Origin of the sequence: Sorangium sp. So ce128 (assembly GCF_051525245.1) — a bacterium.
GTDB lineage: Bacteria > Myxococcota_A > Polyangia > Polyangiales > Polyangiaceae > Sorangium > Sorangium cellulosum_B.
In genome coordinates this window covers 8232988-8248602 of sequence record NZ_CP150313.1, presented here as the reverse complement: position 1 = coordinate 8248602, position 15615 = coordinate 8232988, and the positions used below count along the sequence as shown (strand labels likewise).

Sequence of the window (15615 nt, the reverse complement as noted above, 5' to 3'; positions counted from 1 at the left end):
CGCAGCCCTCATCCGCTCGTTGAGGGATCTGAATCCGAGGCCCGGAGAGGCCGAGTCCGTAGTCGTCACTTCATCATCGAAGGAGTTGCCTAAATGTCAGGTTTTGTTGTCTGGTTCACCGGTTTGAGCGGCGCCGGCAAGAGCACGCTCGCGGCGATGCTCTCGGCCGAGCTCCGCGCCCGCTCCGTCCATGTGGAGGTGCTCGACGGCGACGAGGTGCGCACCAACCTCTCGAAGGGCCTCGGGTTCTCGAAGGAGGACCGCGATACGAACATCCGGCGGATCGGATACGTGGCGAAGCTCATCGCCCGGTCGGGCGCGTGCGCGATGACGGCCGCCATCAGCCCTTACAAGGCGATCCGTGACGAGCAGCGGGCCCAGATCCCCCACTTCGTCGAGGTGTTCTGCTCCTGCGAGATCCCCGTGCTCGCCGAGCGCGACGCGAAGGGGCTCTACAAGAAGGCGCTCGCGGGCGAGATCAAGAACTTCACGGGCATCGACGATCCGTACGAGGCGCCCGAGAGCCCCGAGGTGGTCGTCGACACCGGCAAGGAGACGAAGGAGGAGAGCCTCGCCAAGATCCTCGCCAAGCTCGAGGAGCTCGGCTACGTCCCGCGCCGCGGAGGCGCGGTCGCCGTGTCCGGCGCGGCCGCCGCGGGGGCGGCCGCGGGCGGCGCGCGCGGGCTGATCGCGCCGCACGGCGGCGAGCTCGTGAACCGGTGGGTCGAGGGCGCGGCGAAGGCGTCGCTCGCGGAGCGGGCGAAGGGGCTGCCGGTCATCGAGCTCGACGAGCGGACCGAGAGCGACGTCGAGATGATCGCGATCGGGGCGTTCTCCCCGCTGCGCGGCTTCATGAACTCGAAGGACTACCTGCGCGTCGTGCGCGAGATGCGGCTCGAGAGCGGCCTGCCGTGGTCGATGCCGATCACGCTCGCCGTCTCCGAGCAGGCGGCCGAGGGGCTCCGCGTGGGCTCCGAGGCGGCGCTCCGCGCGCGCGACGGACGCATCGTCGCGGTCATCGAGCTGAGCGACAAGTGGCGGCCGAACAAGGAGATCGAGGCGCAGGAGGTGTTCCGGACGACCGAGACGAAGCACCCGGGCGTCGCGTACCTGATGAGCACGGGCCCCGTGTACGTCGGCGGCGAGATCCGCGTGCTGGAGCGGCCCGTCGACTCGGCGTTCCCGGCGTACGACCGGAGCCCGGCGACGACGCGGGCGTACTTCGCCGAGAAGGGCTGGCGCCGCATCGTCGGGTTCCAGACGCGGAACCCGATCCACAGGGCGCACGAGTTCATCACCAAGACGGCGCTGGAGATCTGCGACGGCCTGATGATCCACCCGCTCGTCGGCGCGACCAAGTCGGACGACATCCCGGCGGACGTGCGGATGCGTTGCTACGAGGAGCTCATCGCGAAGTACTATGTGAAGGACCGCGTGCTCCTCTCGATCTACCCGGCGGCGATGCGCTACGCGGGGCCGCGCGAGGCGATCTTCCACGCGCTGGCGCGCAAGAACTACGGCTGCTCCCACTTCATCGTGGGGCGCGATCACGCCGGCGTCGGCAGCTACTACGGCACGTACGACGCGCAGGAGATCTTCAATGCCTTCAGCCCCGGAGAGCTCGGCATCACCACGCTCAACTTCGAGAACGCGTTCTACTCGACGGTGGTCGGCGCGATGGCCACGGCGAAGACGGCGCCTGGTGATGCGTCGACGCAGGTCAACCTGTCCGGGACGAAGGTGCGCGAGCTGCTCCAGCGCGGCGAGCTGCCGCCGCCGGAGTTCTCCCGTCCGGAGGTCGCGCGCATCCTCATCGAGTCGATGCGCAGCTCGTCGTAGCCGCGGGCGCCTGAGGGCCGCGGCGGGCGGCGCCGTCGAGCGGGGCCGCGCGGCATCAGACGTGGCGCGCGTGGCGCGCGTGGCGCGCGCCGCGGCCCTCTCGCTCCTCGCCGCGCTCGCCGGCGTCTCCGCGGGGACGCCGGCGCGCGCGGATCTCAGCGACGACGCCGCGCGCGTCGCGCGGATGTGGTCGCTCTCGGGCGCGCGCGTCGCGCGCCTCCCCCCCATCTTCCTCGAGCACGGCCGCGCCCGGGTCGTGGCGGTCGATCCGCCCGCCGGCCCGGCCCGCGTGGCTGGCGCTGCCGGCGCGGCGGCGGACGAGTGCCTCACCGCCGCGTTCCTCGCGCCGCGCACGGCGGAGTTCACGCTCTCTCCCGAGGGGCCATCGGGCGGCGTCCCCGCCCTCGAGGGCCTCATCCAGCAGCTGCGCGGCGCGGAGCCCGAGGACGACCGCCGCGTCCTGAGCGTCGCCGGGGTCGCGGCCATCACGCGGTGCGGGGCCGAGCGCGAGGGGCTGCGCCGCGTGGCGATCGAGGTGCTGTCGACGCGCAGCGCGTTCGATGTCGTCGTCGCCGCGTCGAGCGGGCCGCTGGAGCGCGTCGAGGCCATCCTGCCGGAGCGCGCGTCCGGGCCCGTCGCGCCCCGCGGCGACCCTGGGCGGCCCTCCGAGCCGGGGCCGCTCGACGCCCGGGTCGCGCGGGCCGCGCGGCGCGCGCTCGCGGAAGGGGCGCCGCGCGTCGCTCCGACCGACATGCGCGCCTCGTCGATCGGGACGGGGCAGTTCTCGGTCAAGCTCCCCGAGGGTTGCCACCGCCTCGACCTGATGGCCGAGGTGCCGAGCGCCACGTTGCGCCGCGCGACCGACCTCGACGCCGAGGCGCGCGAGGGGACCACGGGCAGGCTGCTCGATCGCGACAGGTCCGACGCGCCCGACGCGCGGCTCGATTTCTGCCTGGGCGAGCAGGGGGTCGTCGAGGTGCCTTTCCTCGGGGCCGCGGGGCCGGTGAAGGTCGTGCTGTCCGACGCGCAGTGGCCGATGTCCGCGTTCGTGCCGGGGCACTTCGGCGCGCGCGCCCGGGGCAACCTGGTCGCCGCGCTGCGCCGCCGCCACGCGCCCGCGCCGCGCGCGCAGGCGATCGCCGAGGCGATCGGCGCGCAGGGCGACACGCTCGTCCCGGTCCAGGTCGAGCCGGGCCGCTGCTACTTCGCGGCGGCGGCGCTGGCCCGGGGCGAGCTGCGCGCGCTCCGGATCTCCGTCGAGCTCGGCGACCGCGCCGGGCGCGACGACGCCGGCGAGAACGGCGAGAGCGCCGGCGTGGCGTTCTGCTCCGAGATCGAGGAGAGCGCCGCCCTCCGCGTGTCCGCGCGCGGCGGCTCGCCGGTCTGGGTCGTCGCGGTCTGGCCGATGGACTGACCCCGCTCACCCCGCGGCGTGGGGGCGCCTCGGGCGGCGGCGCGGGGCGTGCTCCGGGCCTGGGCTGGCCGCGGCGCCGGGCTGGGCCCGCTCCGGCAGCAGCTGGCGGAGCTGCCAGGCCTGCAGGAACGCGCGTCGCTCCGCGGCGCGCAGCGCGTGCTGGTGCTGGCCCATCATGAACGCCGGCACGACAAGCATGAACAGGGTCGTCAGCGTCAGCGCCGTCATCGTCGCGATCTTCGAGTGCTCGACGGCCTGGGGCAGGATGACCATCGCGCCGCCCGCGAACTCGTACGAGCGGGGCAGGACGCCCGAGTACTCGATCCACGCGGCGGCCAGCACCGCGATGCAGCTGGTCACGACGACGGCGACGCGGTAGGCCGTCCGGTACGTGAACGAGTTGCCGTACGTGAGGATGACGAGCAGCATCGGCATGAAGAGCAGCGGGCCGAAGCCGCGCCCGATGCACAGGAAGCTGAGCACGTTGAAGACGAAGCCGGCGTAGGCGTACCACTCCGCGGACGGGCGGTGGACGACGCGCGCGGCGAGGAACTTCATCAGCGCCGCCAGGGCGGTGAAGCCCAGGATGAAGGCGAAGACCTGCCACTCCCGGATGCCGAGCCACACCGCGGCGACCAGCGTCGCGATCGCCGTCGCGAGCAGCTCGGCGCGCATGCCCGCGCGCAGCTGCAGCCGGTGCCGCGCCGCCGCGGCCGCGTCCAGCTCGGCGAGCACCTCCCCCGGCATCTCGCGCGGCGGCTCGGTCAGGACGCGCCGGAGCGTCTCCAGGGCGCGCTCGTTGGACGGATCGAAGGCGAGCGCCTGGCCGACCTCGCTGAGCAGCGCCTTCCGCGCGCCCTCGGCTTCCTTGCCGCCGGCGAGCGCCTCCGTCACGCGCTCCTCGGCCAGCCCCGCGTGCCGCGCCGCGAGGTCGCGGCGGAGCTCCACGTCCTTGTCGCCGTCGAGGAACCGCTCGACCGCCTCGTAGAGCGCGCGGGCGGACGGGTAGCGCTCGGAGGGCTCGCGCCGCGTCGCCGTCACGCAGATCGCGTCGAGCTCCGGCGGCACCTCGCGCTCGGGCGCGCGCACCGACGCCCGCGCGTCGGCGCCGTGAATGAGCGAGTCGAGCATCTCGGTGCGGTCCTTCTTCGGGTGCAGCGGCTTGAGCGTGAGGAGCTCGAAGAGGATCGCGCCGAGCGAGTAGATGTCGCTGCGCACGTCGAGCGTGTCGACGCACCCCTGCGCCTGCTCCGGCGACATGTACCCGAGGGTCCCGAGCACGTCGCCCGGGATGGTCCGCGTGCTCATGGGATCTTCGCCCATGTCGATCGTCTGGAGCGGCGTGTCGATGAGCTTCGCGACGCCCCAGTCGAGCAGGTACACCTCGCCGAAGTCGCCGAGCATGATGTTGGCGGGCTTGAGGTCGCGGTGGAGCACGCCGCGCGAGTGCGCGAAGTCGACGGCGATGCAGACCGACGAGAAGGCGGTGAGCAGCCTGCGGCGCGAGAAGCTCTGGAGCGCCGTCGGGTCGCCCTCGCGGAGCTCGTTCAGGATCCTCGCCAGCGTGAGGCCCCGGAGGCGCTTCATCGTGAAGTACGCCGAGCCCTTGTTGTCCACGCCGAGGTCGTAGACGGGCACGATCGACGGGTGCTCGAGCTGGCCCTGCACCCGCGCCTCGCGGAGGAACCGGTGGCGCAGCGTCGTGTCGCCCTGGTGCTCGGCGCGGATGACCTTCATGGCCACGTCGCGGCCGATGCGGCGGTCCCTGCAGAAGTGGACCTCGCCCATCCCCCCGACGCCGAGCAGCGACCGCATCTCGTAGCGGGGGCCGTCGCTCGACAGATCCGTGAGCTCCGCGCGGGCGCGGCCGAGGCTCACGGGGGTGGGGCTCTGGCCGTGCGAATCTCCGCCCTTCCCGCGAGATTTTCGCATCTCGGGGAGCTGCTCGAGCGTCTCGAAGTCGTCGTCGAACAGGGCCATGGCGTCCGGGAAGCCAGGCTCGGTCGCGCCGTGCCAGAAATACCCACACCGGCAGGGCTCCGCGTGGCGACCCTCGACCGCCTCGACGGACGGCAGCGAGCGGCGTTGCGGAGTGCTGGGCTTCCTCGGACGAGAAAATCTCGTATCGGGTGGTCATGTCAACGGGATGCTGCGTCCGTAGAAGACGGCCGACGCGCAATGCGACGGCCGCGCGCCGCGCACATCCCGTGCGGTCGGGGTGAAGGCGGGAGCCGCTCGCGAAATGAAGGTCGATGTCGGGTGTCCAGTGGTCCTGGCGCGCGCCGTGGTGGCGTCTCCGTCGCGCACGGGGCGCGATGTGGGGCACGTCACGGCGCGGACGATCGCCGGCGGAGGCTCGATGCGCTCGAGGTTCTCGGCGCGCTCAACGTCCGAGGAGCGCGAGCAGCGTCTTCTTGTTCGTGAGGCCGACGTGCCGCCCGACGGGCTCGCCCTTCTGGAAGGCGACCACCGTCGGCAGGCCGCGGATGCCGAAGCGCTGCGCGGCCTCGGGCGACGCGTCGACGTCGAGCTTGACCACCTTGACCTGGCCCGCCGTCTCGGCGGCGATCTCATCGACGATCGGCGCGAGCCGCTTGCAGGGGGCGCACCAGGATGCCGAGAAGTCCACGAGCACCGGCGTGTCCGTCTGCAGGACCTCCTGCGCGAAATTCAGGTCGTTGACTTCGATGACATTGCTGCTGCCCATGGCGCTGTCCTTTCGGTCTTCGCTGGAGTGAGCGGGCCCTGGCTGCGACGCGCCGGCCCGATGCCGGCCCGATCCTCGACAGCCACGCTCGCTCCAACTGTTATATGCACGGTTTCAGTTTCTGCCAGGGGAGCGGCTCGGCCGCCCGCAGGGATGGCGGCCTCGCGTGTGTCCGGTGCAGGAGGCCGGCGGGGTCGCCGCGCGGCCAGGCGCCTCCGCGATCAGCCGGCCTTGATCGGCGCAGGCGCAGGGCGGCCGAGGTGCTGCGCCCGGAGCGCGATGTCCGCGACGGTCTTCTGCGCGAGGCCGCGCAGCAGCCCTGCGTTGGCCGCCTCGGCGACCTCATCGAACGCCCGCTGGATCCCCGACCCGATCGGGCACCTCGCGTTCGGCTCGCACGGGCTCGGCGCGATGGCGCCTTCCGGCTCGACGGCGGCGTACACCTCGCTCAGCCGGATCTTCTTGGCCGGCCTCGCCAGGCGATAACCGCCCGAGCGGCCCTCCCGCGCCTCGATGAGCCCGGCCTGCGACAGCCGCGCGAGGATGCGCCGCAGGAAGGCCGGGTTCGTGTTGATGCTCGCCGACAGCGCGTCGCTCGCGCAGCTCTCGTCGGACTGGGCGAGCAGCGCGAGGGCGTGCGTGGCGATGGCGAAGCGACCCGAGGACATCGAACGGCCCCTCGGCCGTCATCTGAGGGCTCGGGGGGGTCCGCTGTCAAGGCGCGGCGGGCGGTCGAGCGTTCTCGCCTCGGCGCCTGCTCGCTCAGCGCGACCTGGGCGAGGTGCGGATCAGCACGAGGGCGTCTCCCTTGCCGTGCGCGAGGCGCAGCTCGATCGACGCGGGGACGGCCGCCGGGCCGGCGCAGCGGCTGTCGGACACGACGTGCCGCGCCCTGGCGAGCGCGCTCTCGCCCGTCGAGGTGTCGACGAGCCGCAGATCGACGCCCGCGCCGTCGGCGTCGAGCGCCACGATCACCTCGGCGCACGTGTTGGCCGGGATCGGGAGCGGGAGGATCTTGAGGCGCGCGGCGTCGAGCCCCACCGCCTGCGCGCCGGCCGCCCCCGCGGCGTCGGCGGGGCCGGCGGCGCTCATGCGCCCGAGCAGCCTCGCGGCGGCGAGCGGATGGGCGACGAGCGCCGGCGGGGCCTCGGGCTCCTTGCGGACCTCCACGGCGAACGGGCCAGGCTGCGCCATCGACTCGACGTCGACGCGGGCGGGTCCGCCGCGCCCGCAGGTGAAGAGCGTCGCCCGGGCGCCGCCCCGGGCGCGGCCGAGGAGGGCGTGGCCCTCGCTCCAGAGCTCCGCGAGCACGTCGGCGAGCGGCTTGCCGGCCAGCACGTCGATCCGCGCGCAGCCGGCCGGCAGCTCGATCGGCAGCGTCGTCCGGCTGCCGAGCCGCGCGGCCCCGGTCGACACGCGCGGCGCGCCGTAGCCCCGGCCGGCGAGCGCGCGGGCGTGGTCCGCCCGCGCCTCGGCGAGGTCGCGGCCCTCGGTCACGCGCTCGATCGGCGTGGCGCCGGAGATCTCCGCCTCGGCGCCCGGCTGCGAGCGGCCCACGACCACGGCCACGAGGCCCTGCGTGCCGCGCGAGCGGATCGCGATCGAGAGCTCGACGGAGACCGCCGAGCAGAGGAGCAGCGAGCGATCCTGGCCCCGCTCGCGCGCGCGCGCGACGACCCTGCCGGTCTCGTCCTCCGCGACCACCTCGAGCGAGGCGACCTCGTCGCTCGGGGAGACGAGCACGTCGAGGCAGCGGCCGCCGTCGAGGGTGGCGCCGATCCGGCTCGCGGTCCTCGATCCGACGGGCAGCGCGACGCGCCGGACGTCGTCCCAGCGCGCGCCGACCGCGGCGCGGCGCGCCCTGATCTTCGCCTCCAGGCCGGGCCACGACTCGAGGCGCCCGCTCTCGTCGCCGGACCTGCCGCGCGCGCCGACGGCGCGGGCGACCGCGTCGGCCGCCTTGACCGGGACGCTCTGCACGCCGACGCTCACCGCCCCGGCGCCCGACATCACGCGCGCCATGACATAGAGCCTCCGCGGGTGCGGCGGGCAGACGAGGATGGACGCGCGCGCGTCGGCGGCCTCGTCCGTCGAGAAGGCGCTGCCGTCGTCCTCGAAGGCGAACAGGTCGACGTCGCTGATCGTCGGCGAGACCCGCGCCATCGCGAGCATGCACTCGCCGGCGGGCACCTCGACGAAGGCGCCGAGCCGATCGCCGTCGGACGCCATGTCCGCGCCGATCACCCGGAGCGCGCTCGCGCCCGCCTGCGCTGCGCGCTGCGCGTCCCCGCCGAGGAGGGTGCTGCCGTCGATGCGATCCGGCAGCGCGCGCAGCGTCTCCGGCGCTCGCGTGCCCGGCGAGGTGATCGTCCCGGCGCCGCAGGCGGGCAGGACGGCGAGCGAGGCCGCGAGCGCCCAGGCGGCGCGGGCGGGCGATGGAGCCGCAGCGCGGGCGGGCTCGGGCGGGCGGTGCGCAGGCAGGATCGGGAGCGCAGGCCGCAGCGCGGGCGTCGGCGGGGGCGCGGGCGAAGGAAGGGACGCGGGATGTCGGGGGCGCAAGGGCGTGGGCTCGTCGGGGCGGGCGCTCGATCGAGAGGGAAGGTTCTACTTCAGCGCGGGTACGGCATCCAGGGCGCGCCGGCCGCCGCCGGGGCCCCGGCCGTCCACCGCGTCATCCCTCGGCGGTCTCGGCGCAGATCCGTCCGAGCGTCCGGACCGCGTGCTCGCTCAGCTCCGTGAACGGGTAGCCGCAGTTCACCCGGATGTAGTTCGAGAAGCGGTGCTTGGCCGAGAAGATCGGCCCCGGCGCGACGCTGATGCCGTGCTCGAGCGCGCTCTCGTGCACGTCGAGCGCGCTCGTGCCGGGCGGCAGCTCGACCCAGAGCACGAAGCCGCCGGCGGGGCGCGAGACGCGGGTGCCGGGTGGGAAGTGCTCGGCGATCGCCTCGCTCATGCGCGCGACCTGGGCGGCGAGCCGTCGCCGGAGCGTCCGCAGGTGGTGGTCGTACCCGCCGATCTCGAGGAACTCGGCGATCGCCATCTGCGGCAGCGTCGCGGTCGCCACGCTCTGCGCGAACTTGAGCTGCTCGACCTCGTCGAGGAAGCGGCCGGGCGCCGTCCAGCCGACCCGGTAGCCCGGCGCCACCGTCTTCGTGAACGACGAGCAGAGCATCACGAGGCCCTTCTTGTCGAACGCCTTGGCGGGGCGGGGGCGGACGTCGCCGAAGTGCAGGTCGCCGTAGATGTCGTCCTCGATGAGCGGCACCTCGCGGCGCGCGAGCATCGCGACGAGGCGCTCCTTCGCCTCGTCGGGCATGGCGCTGCCGAGGGGGTTGTTGAAGTTCGGGATCGCGAGGCACGCCTTGATGCGGTGGCGGCCCAGCATCTCCTCGAGGACGTCGAGGTCCATGCCGGTGCGGGGGTGCGACGGGACCTCGATCGCCTTGATGCCGAGGCTCTCGATGAGCTGGAGGAGCCCGTAGTACGCCGGCGACTCCAGCGCGACCGTGTCGCCCCGGCGGGCGACCGCGCGCAGGCAGAGGTGGAGCGCCTCCATGGCGCCGACCGTCGTCACGATGTCGTCGGGGGAGAGCGCGACGCCCCACTCGACCGAGCGCCGGGCGATCTGCCGCCGCAAGGCCGGCAGGCCGGGCGGCGGATCGTACGAGACGCCGGCGCCGCCAGCGCTCCGCGCGATCGCGCTGAGGATCCGGTTCAGCTTGTCGGTCGGCAGGAGCTCCGGGCTCGGGCACGCCGCGCCGAACGGGACGATGTGCGGGTCCCGGCACGCCCGGTAGACCTTGGAGACGAGGCTCTTCACGCTGACCCGCGTGGCGGTGGTGCAGGGGCGCGCGGCCCGGGGCTCGGGCAGCGCCGTGCCCCGGCGGGCGCGGACGTAGTGCCCCGACTGCGGGCGCGCCTCGATGAGCCCGCGGTTCTCGAGCTGCATGTACGCCTGCAGCACCGTCGCGACGCTGACCCCCTGCTGCCGGCTGAGCCGCCGCACCGACGGGATCCGGTCGCCCGGCCGCAGCGCGCCGCGCGCGATCAGATCCGCGACGTGCGCGGCGACGCGGTCGTAGAGGTGGGCCTCGTCCTCCGCTTCGATGGGCGCCTGCACCTGCACGAGACGAAGTGTACAGCCGGGCGGGCCCTGCGGTACCGGTACAGCTGCCGGGCGTGAGGACCAGCACAGTCGCCTGTTCCGGAGACTGTACCGGCCTCAATTACCAACCGACTGCCTCTGTACCGGTCGCTCGCTTGACCCCACCCTTCAGGGCATGAAGTTGACCTCACTTGTTTCGGAGCCGCCATCGCGCCTCCGGGAGGCGTCGCGGATCGAGCTCGGGAAGGGTCGCCTGTGGACGCACCGCCTGCGGGGCGGCCCGCTGCTCCTGAGCTGTACCGCCGGCGCGGTCTGGATCACCCGCGAGGGGGCGCCGGAGGACGTGGTGCTGGAGGCCGGCTCCAGCTATGGAGGCGAGGGGCGCGGGCTCCTCGTGGTGGAGGCGCTCGAGCCGGCGCAGATCGCGGTGGCGAGAGGCGAGGCAGGGAAGACGGCGCGCGCGGCGCTGGCGAGGGCGCGGGGGAGCTGGCTGGTGCTGCTCTCGCTCCTCGCGCTGTACGTGATCTGGGGCTCGACGTACCTGGCGGTCTCGGTCGCGCTCGAGACGATGCCGCCCTTCTTGCTGGCCGGGACGCGCTTCATGACGGCGGGCGCGCTGCTCTACGGCGTGCTCCGGCTGCGCGGCGCCCCGCGGCCGACGCTGCGGCAGTGGGGCGCGGCGGCGCGGGTCGGGGTGCTGCTGCTCGTCTTCGGCAACGGGTTCGTCGTCGTCTCGCAGCAGTGGGTGAGCTCGGGCGTCGCCGCGGTCGTGGTGTCCACGATGCCGCTCTGGCTTGCGCTCTTCGCCACCGCGCGAGGCCGGGGCGCCGCCGGCGGCGCGCCCGCCGGCGCCCCGGCGGTCTCCCGGCGCGAGTGGATCGGGCTCCTCGTCGGGTTCGCGGGCGCGGCGCTGCTCCACCTCGGCGGCGATCTCCATGCGGCGCACGCCGGGGCCCTGCTCATCTTGCTGGCCCCCGTGTCGTGGGCGCTCGGCTCGCTGTACAGCCGCTCGCTGCCGCTCCCGGAAGGGCCGATGGCGGTCGCGGCGGAGATGCTCGCGGGCGGCGCGGTGATGCTCGGGGTGAGCGCGCTCTCGGGCGAGCACCTCGCGGCGGCGCCCTCATCGCGGTCGCTCCTCGCGCTCGCCTATCTGGCGGTGTTCGGATCGATCGTGGCCCTCAGCGCGTACACGTACCTGCTCCGGAGCACGCGCCCGGCGATCGCGACGAGCTACGCGTACGTGAACCCGATCGTCGCCATCGCGCTCGGCGTCCTGCTCGGCGGCGAGCGGGCCTCCGCGACGACCTGGGCCGCGGCGGCCATCGTCGGCGCCGGCGTCGTCATCGTCTCGCGGCGCTAGGCGCGCTGCGCTGCGCTCACGGGCCACCCCCACCCCGCCCCGCTCCCACGGCGCGCCGCGGCGGCCGCCTTCGCGCCCCGGGCGCGCGCCGTCGACCGTAGGCAATGCGGGAGGCGGCGTGTAGTGTGCGCGGCGAGGAGGCGAGATAGATGAAGAGAGGGTACCGGCTGCTCGGCTGGGCGCTGCTCCTGTTCGGGGCGCCGTCGGCGTGCAGCGGCGGCCACGTCGGCGCTGCGTCGAGCAGCGGTGCGAGCGCGAGCGCCGGAGAAGGCGGCGGCGCGGCCACGGGCACCGGAGAGGGCGGCGGCGCGGTGGTGGGCGCCGGAGAGGGCGGCGGCGCGGCTGTGGGCGCCGGAGAAGGCGGCGGGGTGGCAGTCGGCGCGGGCGCGGGGCCGAGCGGCGAGTGTGCGGCGCTCGCGCCCGGGCCCTTCGAGCCGGCGCTGGTCACGGACGGGTTCATCGGCAGCGAGGACTTCGCGTTCGATGGCCGGGGCTACCTCGTCGCCAAGCAGGGGCCGAACCTCGTTCGCTTCGACGCCACGGGCCGGACCTCGAACTTCGCGTCTCTGCCGGGCCCCCCGGGCCCCGTGCCCGGGCTCCGGTACCGGCCCGACGGGACCCTCGTGGCGGCGCTGCCGAACCAGGGCGCCGTCGTCCAGATCTCGACGACCGGAATGGTCGACGACTACGTGACAGGCCTCACGGACCCGAACGGCCTCGCTCCGGACGCGCTGGGCAACGTCTGGGCGACCGACCTCGCGGGCGATCGGGTGATCCGCCTCAACCCCGATGCCACGATCGATGAGATCGCGAGCGGCGCCCCCGAGGTGAGCGGGCCGAACGGAATCGTCTTCGACCCGGCGCGATGGGCGGTTTTCTACACCAACTCCTCTGCCGGCGAGATCCGCAAGATCGACCTGAACAACCCGGGCGAACCTCCCTCGCTCGTGGTCACGGTCGCCTCGTCCGTGCTCGACGGACTCGTTCTCGATACGTGTGGTCACCTCTACACGGTCGATAACGAGAACCGGAAGCTCTATCGTGTGAGGCTCGACGCGGGCGGCGCCGCCCTGGGGGAGGCCGAGCTGCTGGCGCGCTTCCCCACCGGGGTGGCCAATGCGCAGTTCGGAGCGGGCCCGGGGTTCGATGCGAGGACCCTTTACGTCGGAGGCGCAGCCGGCTCGATCTATGCTGTTGCCGTCGGCATCGGCGGCGCGCCGGTCCCGGCGCCGCCAGAAGCGCCGTGATGGACGCTCCTCGGCGGCGCGCTGGAGGGGGGGCTCAGCGGGCGCCTTCCGCTGCGGCCACTTCGCCCTTCTTGAGCTTCCCTTGAAGCTCGCCGAGCTTCCCCGCCGACCGCTCGAGGGCGCGCGCGGCGCCCTCGAGCGCGATCCGCCCGTAACCGATGGCCACCCCTGCCCAGGAGGTGCCCAGCTCGCGCAGCGTCTCGACGAACGGCGGCTTGATCGCCGCCCCGGCTCTGGCGTCCGCCGCCTGCGCGGGCCCGGCGCTCCCGTTCACGCTGTTCTCGGCCTTCGGCTCCGTGATGCTCTGGATCTCACTCATGGTCTGCCTCCCACTTCGATATGTCCCCCCGCGACGACCGCGGGCGTACAGAAATGATGAATCCAGCGTTGACCCCCGTGCCCCGCGCGTCGCCCGCTCTCGCGGGCTCGCCAGACGCGATGTGCACTGGAGCGAGGGGCGCCCCGCCGCACGGCCGTGCCCGCGAACAGAGCCACCTTGTGGCTTCGTCGGAGGCACAATCGCGACGCCACGACATTGCGACGCGATGCGTTAACTGTCAAGGCCTCATGTCGATTTTGTTGCCGTCGTTTTTCCCTAGGTTGTTTGATGAGGACGCTGCGGCGGCCATCGCGTTCGCTCGGCAGGTCAAGGAAGGGAGTCACCCTATGTCGCTCGCGCGCTGGAACAAGGCCACGCCACCAACGCTGTTGTGGCTTCTCGTGGTGCTGTCGCTGCTCGTCGTTCCGTCGCTCTCGATGGGGCAGGCGCCTGACGCGCCGACGGCGGCGCCTGCCGCGGGCGCGGCGCCAGCAACGCCCGCGGCGAAGGGCGCCGCGGCGCAGGCGCAGGCGCACGGGCCTCCGCCGGACTCGTGGGCTGGACAGCTGGAGATGCTCTCTCGCTGGGTCGACCAGCGCGGCGGCTCGGGGGGCTGCGAGGAGCGCTGTTACGCGCTCGATCGGCTGCGCATCACGGGCGCGGTGGGCGAGGGGCCGCTCCAGTTCGAGCTCTCGGGCGGCGTGCTCACGGACCGCCCCGTGGCCGTGCCGCTCTTCGGGCCGCCGGCGCACCTCCGCATCGAGGCCACGCTCGACGATGGACGGCCTGCGTCGCGCCGCGAGGCCGCGCCGATCAGCTTCGAGGACGACCACTACTACCTCTGGACGGCCGCGCGCCGCTTCGTGCTCCGGGGCACCCTGTGGCTCGAGGGCGACCTCACGCTCCTGGTCGCCGGTCCGCTCAACACGTTCGAGGCCGACATCACCGGCGGCTCCGTCGCCGAGGGCGCGCGGCTCTCGGGGCTCAGCGGGGCGACGCTCCACTTCACCCCCGATGGCGGCGCGGGGTCGCAGAGCGCGGGCCCCACGGTCTTCCAGCTGTCGCGCGCGGTGCGGGTCGGTCGGGAGATCGGCTTCGAGTACCGGCTCGTCATGCGGTCGGGCAGCGACCTCGGCGTCGTGCGCCTGCCGCTCGCGTTCGGGGAGAAGGTGCTCGACGTCGCGGGCGCGAGCGGCTTCCGGGTCGAGGGCGGCGAGCTCGTGCTGCCCACCTCGGGCCGCGCCGCGGAGATGAAGATCTCGGGCACGCTCCCGAAGGTCGGGGCCTTCTCGCCCGATCCGCGCTCCGCCTACGAGTGGTGGCTGTTCGAGTCCGACGCGGAGCACCGCCTCACGGTGAAGGGCGACGCGCGCCAGGTCGACGCCGCCGAGTCGCCGATCCCGCGGACCCAGGCGACGTCGCGGCTCCTGCTCGTGCAGCGAGGGCAGCGCGTCGAGGTCGCCGTCGAGCCGCTCTCGGGGGTCGAGGTCCTCGCCGCGGTGGTGCGCGACCACCGCCGCACCCTGGTCCTGACCGAGCGCGGAGACCTCGTCGCCGACGACGCGCTCACTTACGAGAACAACGGCATCGATTACCTGACCTACGCGCCGGGCGGGCGGCCGATCTACCTCGCCACCGACGGGAAGGCGCAGCGGATCATGCACCAGGGCAAGGCCGCGGAGGAGGTCCTCGTGCCTCTGCAGACGGGGAGCCACACGATCCAGGTGCAGTCGCTGGCGCAGGCGGCGGTGCACTCGCTCGGAGGAACCCTGGAGCTGCCGATGCCGAGCTACCCGCTCACCGCGAGCGAGGTGGCGCTGACGGTCGGGCTGCCCGATCGCGTGGTGCCGCTCGCGCTGCTCGGCGGCGACCGGCCGGTGTGGTTCGCGGACGCGGGCGACGCCTTCGCGGTGGCGATCGGCTTCGTGGCCGCGTGGATCGCCGTCCGCCCCGGCGGGGCGGCGAGCCGCGGGCGCGTGCGCGCGCTGCGCGCGCTGGGCGGGCTGCTCATGGCGGGCCTGTGGTTCCTGGCGCCCGCGACGTTCGTGGCGCTGCTGGTCGGCATCGCGACGGCCGTGGCGGCGTGGCTCGCGGGGCGGCTCCTCGGAGGCCGTGGCCGCGCCGCCGCGATGGTGGTGCTGCTCTGCCTGGGCGGCCTGGCGCTCCTGGTCGGGCTCTTCGCCATCTCGGCGAGGAGCTACAGGGCGGAGCGCTGGAACTCGACGTACAGCGAGTCGGCGGCGCCGGCGCCCGCCGCCGTGCGCAGGGCGAAGGACGACGATCTGCCCAAGGGCGGCGGCGCGCTCGCCCCTGGAGGCGCGGTGCTGGAGGGGGTGACGCCGGTCGCGCTGTCGCTCCCGGACTACGAGAGGGCCGTTCGAGCGCGCCGCGAGCTCGTCACGCGCGAGCGCGCCTTCCGCCCCGTGCTCGTCTACACGACCTCCTCGGCGCTCGTGCCGCTCGTGCTCCTGTGGCTGGCCGGGGTGACGGTGCTCCTCGCCGCGCACCGCGCGCCGCTCACGGAGCTCTACCGTCGCGCGGCCGCGCGCCTCGCGCGCAGGCCCGAGGACGACGTCGCCCAGGGGGAGCCTCCGGCGCCGCTGCGCTGAGGCCGACCGACCGCC

The 15615-nt window shown here is 74.0% G+C and carries 11 protein-coding genes; 5 read left to right on the top strand and 6 right to left on the bottom strand.

What is annotated here, in order from left to right:
- Positions 1-93: 93 nt before the first annotated feature.
- Positions 94-1839 carry a sulfate adenylyltransferase gene (gene sat / locus WME82_RS31300; protein WP_438038308.1) on the top strand — a complete coding sequence of 582 codons (1746 nt, stop codon included), beginning with the start codon at positions 94-96 and terminating at the stop codon, positions 1837-1839.
- A gap of 70 nt (positions 1840-1909) precedes the next feature.
- The gene (locus tag WME82_RS31295; protein ID WP_438038307.1) at positions 1910-3253 is read left to right on the top strand and encodes a hypothetical protein; all 1344 of its coding nucleotides are present in this window, start codon (positions 1910-1912) and stop codon (positions 3251-3253) included.
- Between the two features lie 6 nt (positions 3254-3259).
- Here WME82_RS31295 and WME82_RS31290 read toward each other — a convergent pair whose 3' ends face one another.
- The 5 genes from WME82_RS31290 to WME82_RS31270 all read right to left on the bottom strand — a co-directional run bounded on the left by WME82_RS31290 (position 3260) and on the right by WME82_RS31270 (position 10086).
- Positions 3260-5233: a serine/threonine protein kinase gene (locus tag WME82_RS31290; RefSeq protein WP_438038306.1), complete on the bottom strand. Its 1974-nt coding sequence runs from the start codon at positions 5231-5233 to the stop codon at positions 3260-3262.
- A gap of 403 nt (positions 5234-5636) precedes the next feature.
- Complete coding sequence (gene trxA, locus WME82_RS31285) at positions 5637-5960, bottom strand: thioredoxin (protein WP_437522675.1); 324 nt, start codon at positions 5958-5960, stop codon at positions 5637-5639.
- A 221-nt stretch (positions 5961-6181) separates the two neighbouring features.
- Positions 6182-6628, bottom strand: a complete 447-nt coding sequence (locus tag WME82_RS31280; protein WP_437740148.1) for an Rrf2 family transcriptional regulator — start codon at positions 6626-6628, stop codon at positions 6182-6184.
- A 94-nt stretch (positions 6629-6722) separates the two neighbouring features.
- Positions 6723-8519, bottom strand: coding sequence for a hypothetical protein (locus tag WME82_RS31275; RefSeq protein ID WP_438038305.1), 1797 nt, complete (start codon positions 8517-8519; stop codon positions 6723-6725).
- Between the two features lie 112 nt (positions 8520-8631).
- Positions 8632-10086 (bottom strand): PLP-dependent aminotransferase family protein, encoded by a 1455-nt coding sequence (locus WME82_RS31270; RefSeq protein WP_438038304.1) that lies wholly within the window; start codon positions 10084-10086, stop codon positions 8632-8634.
- 154 nt (positions 10087-10240) lie between these two features.
- On the opposite strand from WME82_RS31270, the gene yedA reads away from it, so the two are divergent.
- Both yedA and WME82_RS31260 read left to right on the top strand, forming a co-directional pair.
- Positions 10241-11425 (top strand): drug/metabolite exporter YedA, encoded by a 1185-nt coding sequence (gene yedA, locus WME82_RS31265; RefSeq protein WP_438038303.1) that lies wholly within the window; start codon positions 10241-10243, stop codon positions 11423-11425.
- Between the two features lie 149 nt (positions 11426-11574).
- Positions 11575-12672 carry an SMP-30/gluconolactonase/LRE family protein gene (locus tag WME82_RS31260; RefSeq protein ID WP_438038302.1) on the top strand — a complete coding sequence of 366 codons (1098 nt, stop codon included), beginning with the start codon at positions 11575-11577 and terminating at the stop codon, positions 12670-12672.
- 34 nt (positions 12673-12706) lie between these two features.
- Here the strand turns inward: WME82_RS31260 and WME82_RS31255 are convergent, their stop codons facing one another.
- On the bottom strand, positions 12707-12991 hold the full coding sequence (locus tag WME82_RS31255) for a hypothetical protein (RefSeq protein WP_438038301.1): 285 nt from the start codon (positions 12989-12991) through the stop codon (positions 12707-12709).
- A 347-nt stretch (positions 12992-13338) separates the two neighbouring features.
- Between WME82_RS31255 and WME82_RS31250 the strand changes: the two genes are divergently transcribed.
- The gene (locus WME82_RS31250) at positions 13339-15600 is read left to right on the top strand and encodes a hypothetical protein (protein WP_438038300.1); all 2262 of its coding nucleotides are present in this window, start codon (positions 13339-13341) and stop codon (positions 15598-15600) included.
- Positions 15601-15615: the final 15 nt, after the last annotated feature.

Coding starts and splice junctions, on each gene's coding strand:
- sat (WP_438038308.1), top strand. CDS start 94: ATGTCAGGTTTTGTTGTCTGGTTCACCGGTTTGAGCGGCGCCGGCAAG.
- WME82_RS31290 (WP_438038306.1), bottom strand. CDS start 5,233: ATGGCCCTGTTCGACGACGACTTCGAGACGCTCGAGCAGCTCCCCGAG.
- trxA (WP_437522675.1), bottom strand. CDS start 5,960: ATGGGCAGCAGCAATGTCATCGAAGTCAACGACCTGAATTTCGCGCAG.
- WME82_RS31280 (WP_437740148.1), bottom strand. CDS start 6,628: ATGTCCTCGGGTCGCTTCGCCATCGCCACGCACGCCCTCGCGCTGCTC.
- yedA (WP_438038303.1), top strand. CDS start 10,241: ATGAAGTTGACCTCACTTGTTTCGGAGCCGCCATCGCGCCTCCGGGAG.
- WME82_RS31260 (WP_438038302.1), top strand. CDS start 11,575: ATGAAGAGAGGGTACCGGCTGCTCGGCTGGGCGCTGCTCCTGTTCGGG.
- WME82_RS31255 (WP_438038301.1), bottom strand. CDS start 12,991: ATGAGTGAGATCCAGAGCATCACGGAGCCGAAGGCCGAGAACAGCGTG.
- WME82_RS31250 (WP_438038300.1), top strand. CDS start 13,339: ATGTCGCTCGCGCGCTGGAACAAGGCCACGCCACCAACGCTGTTGTGG.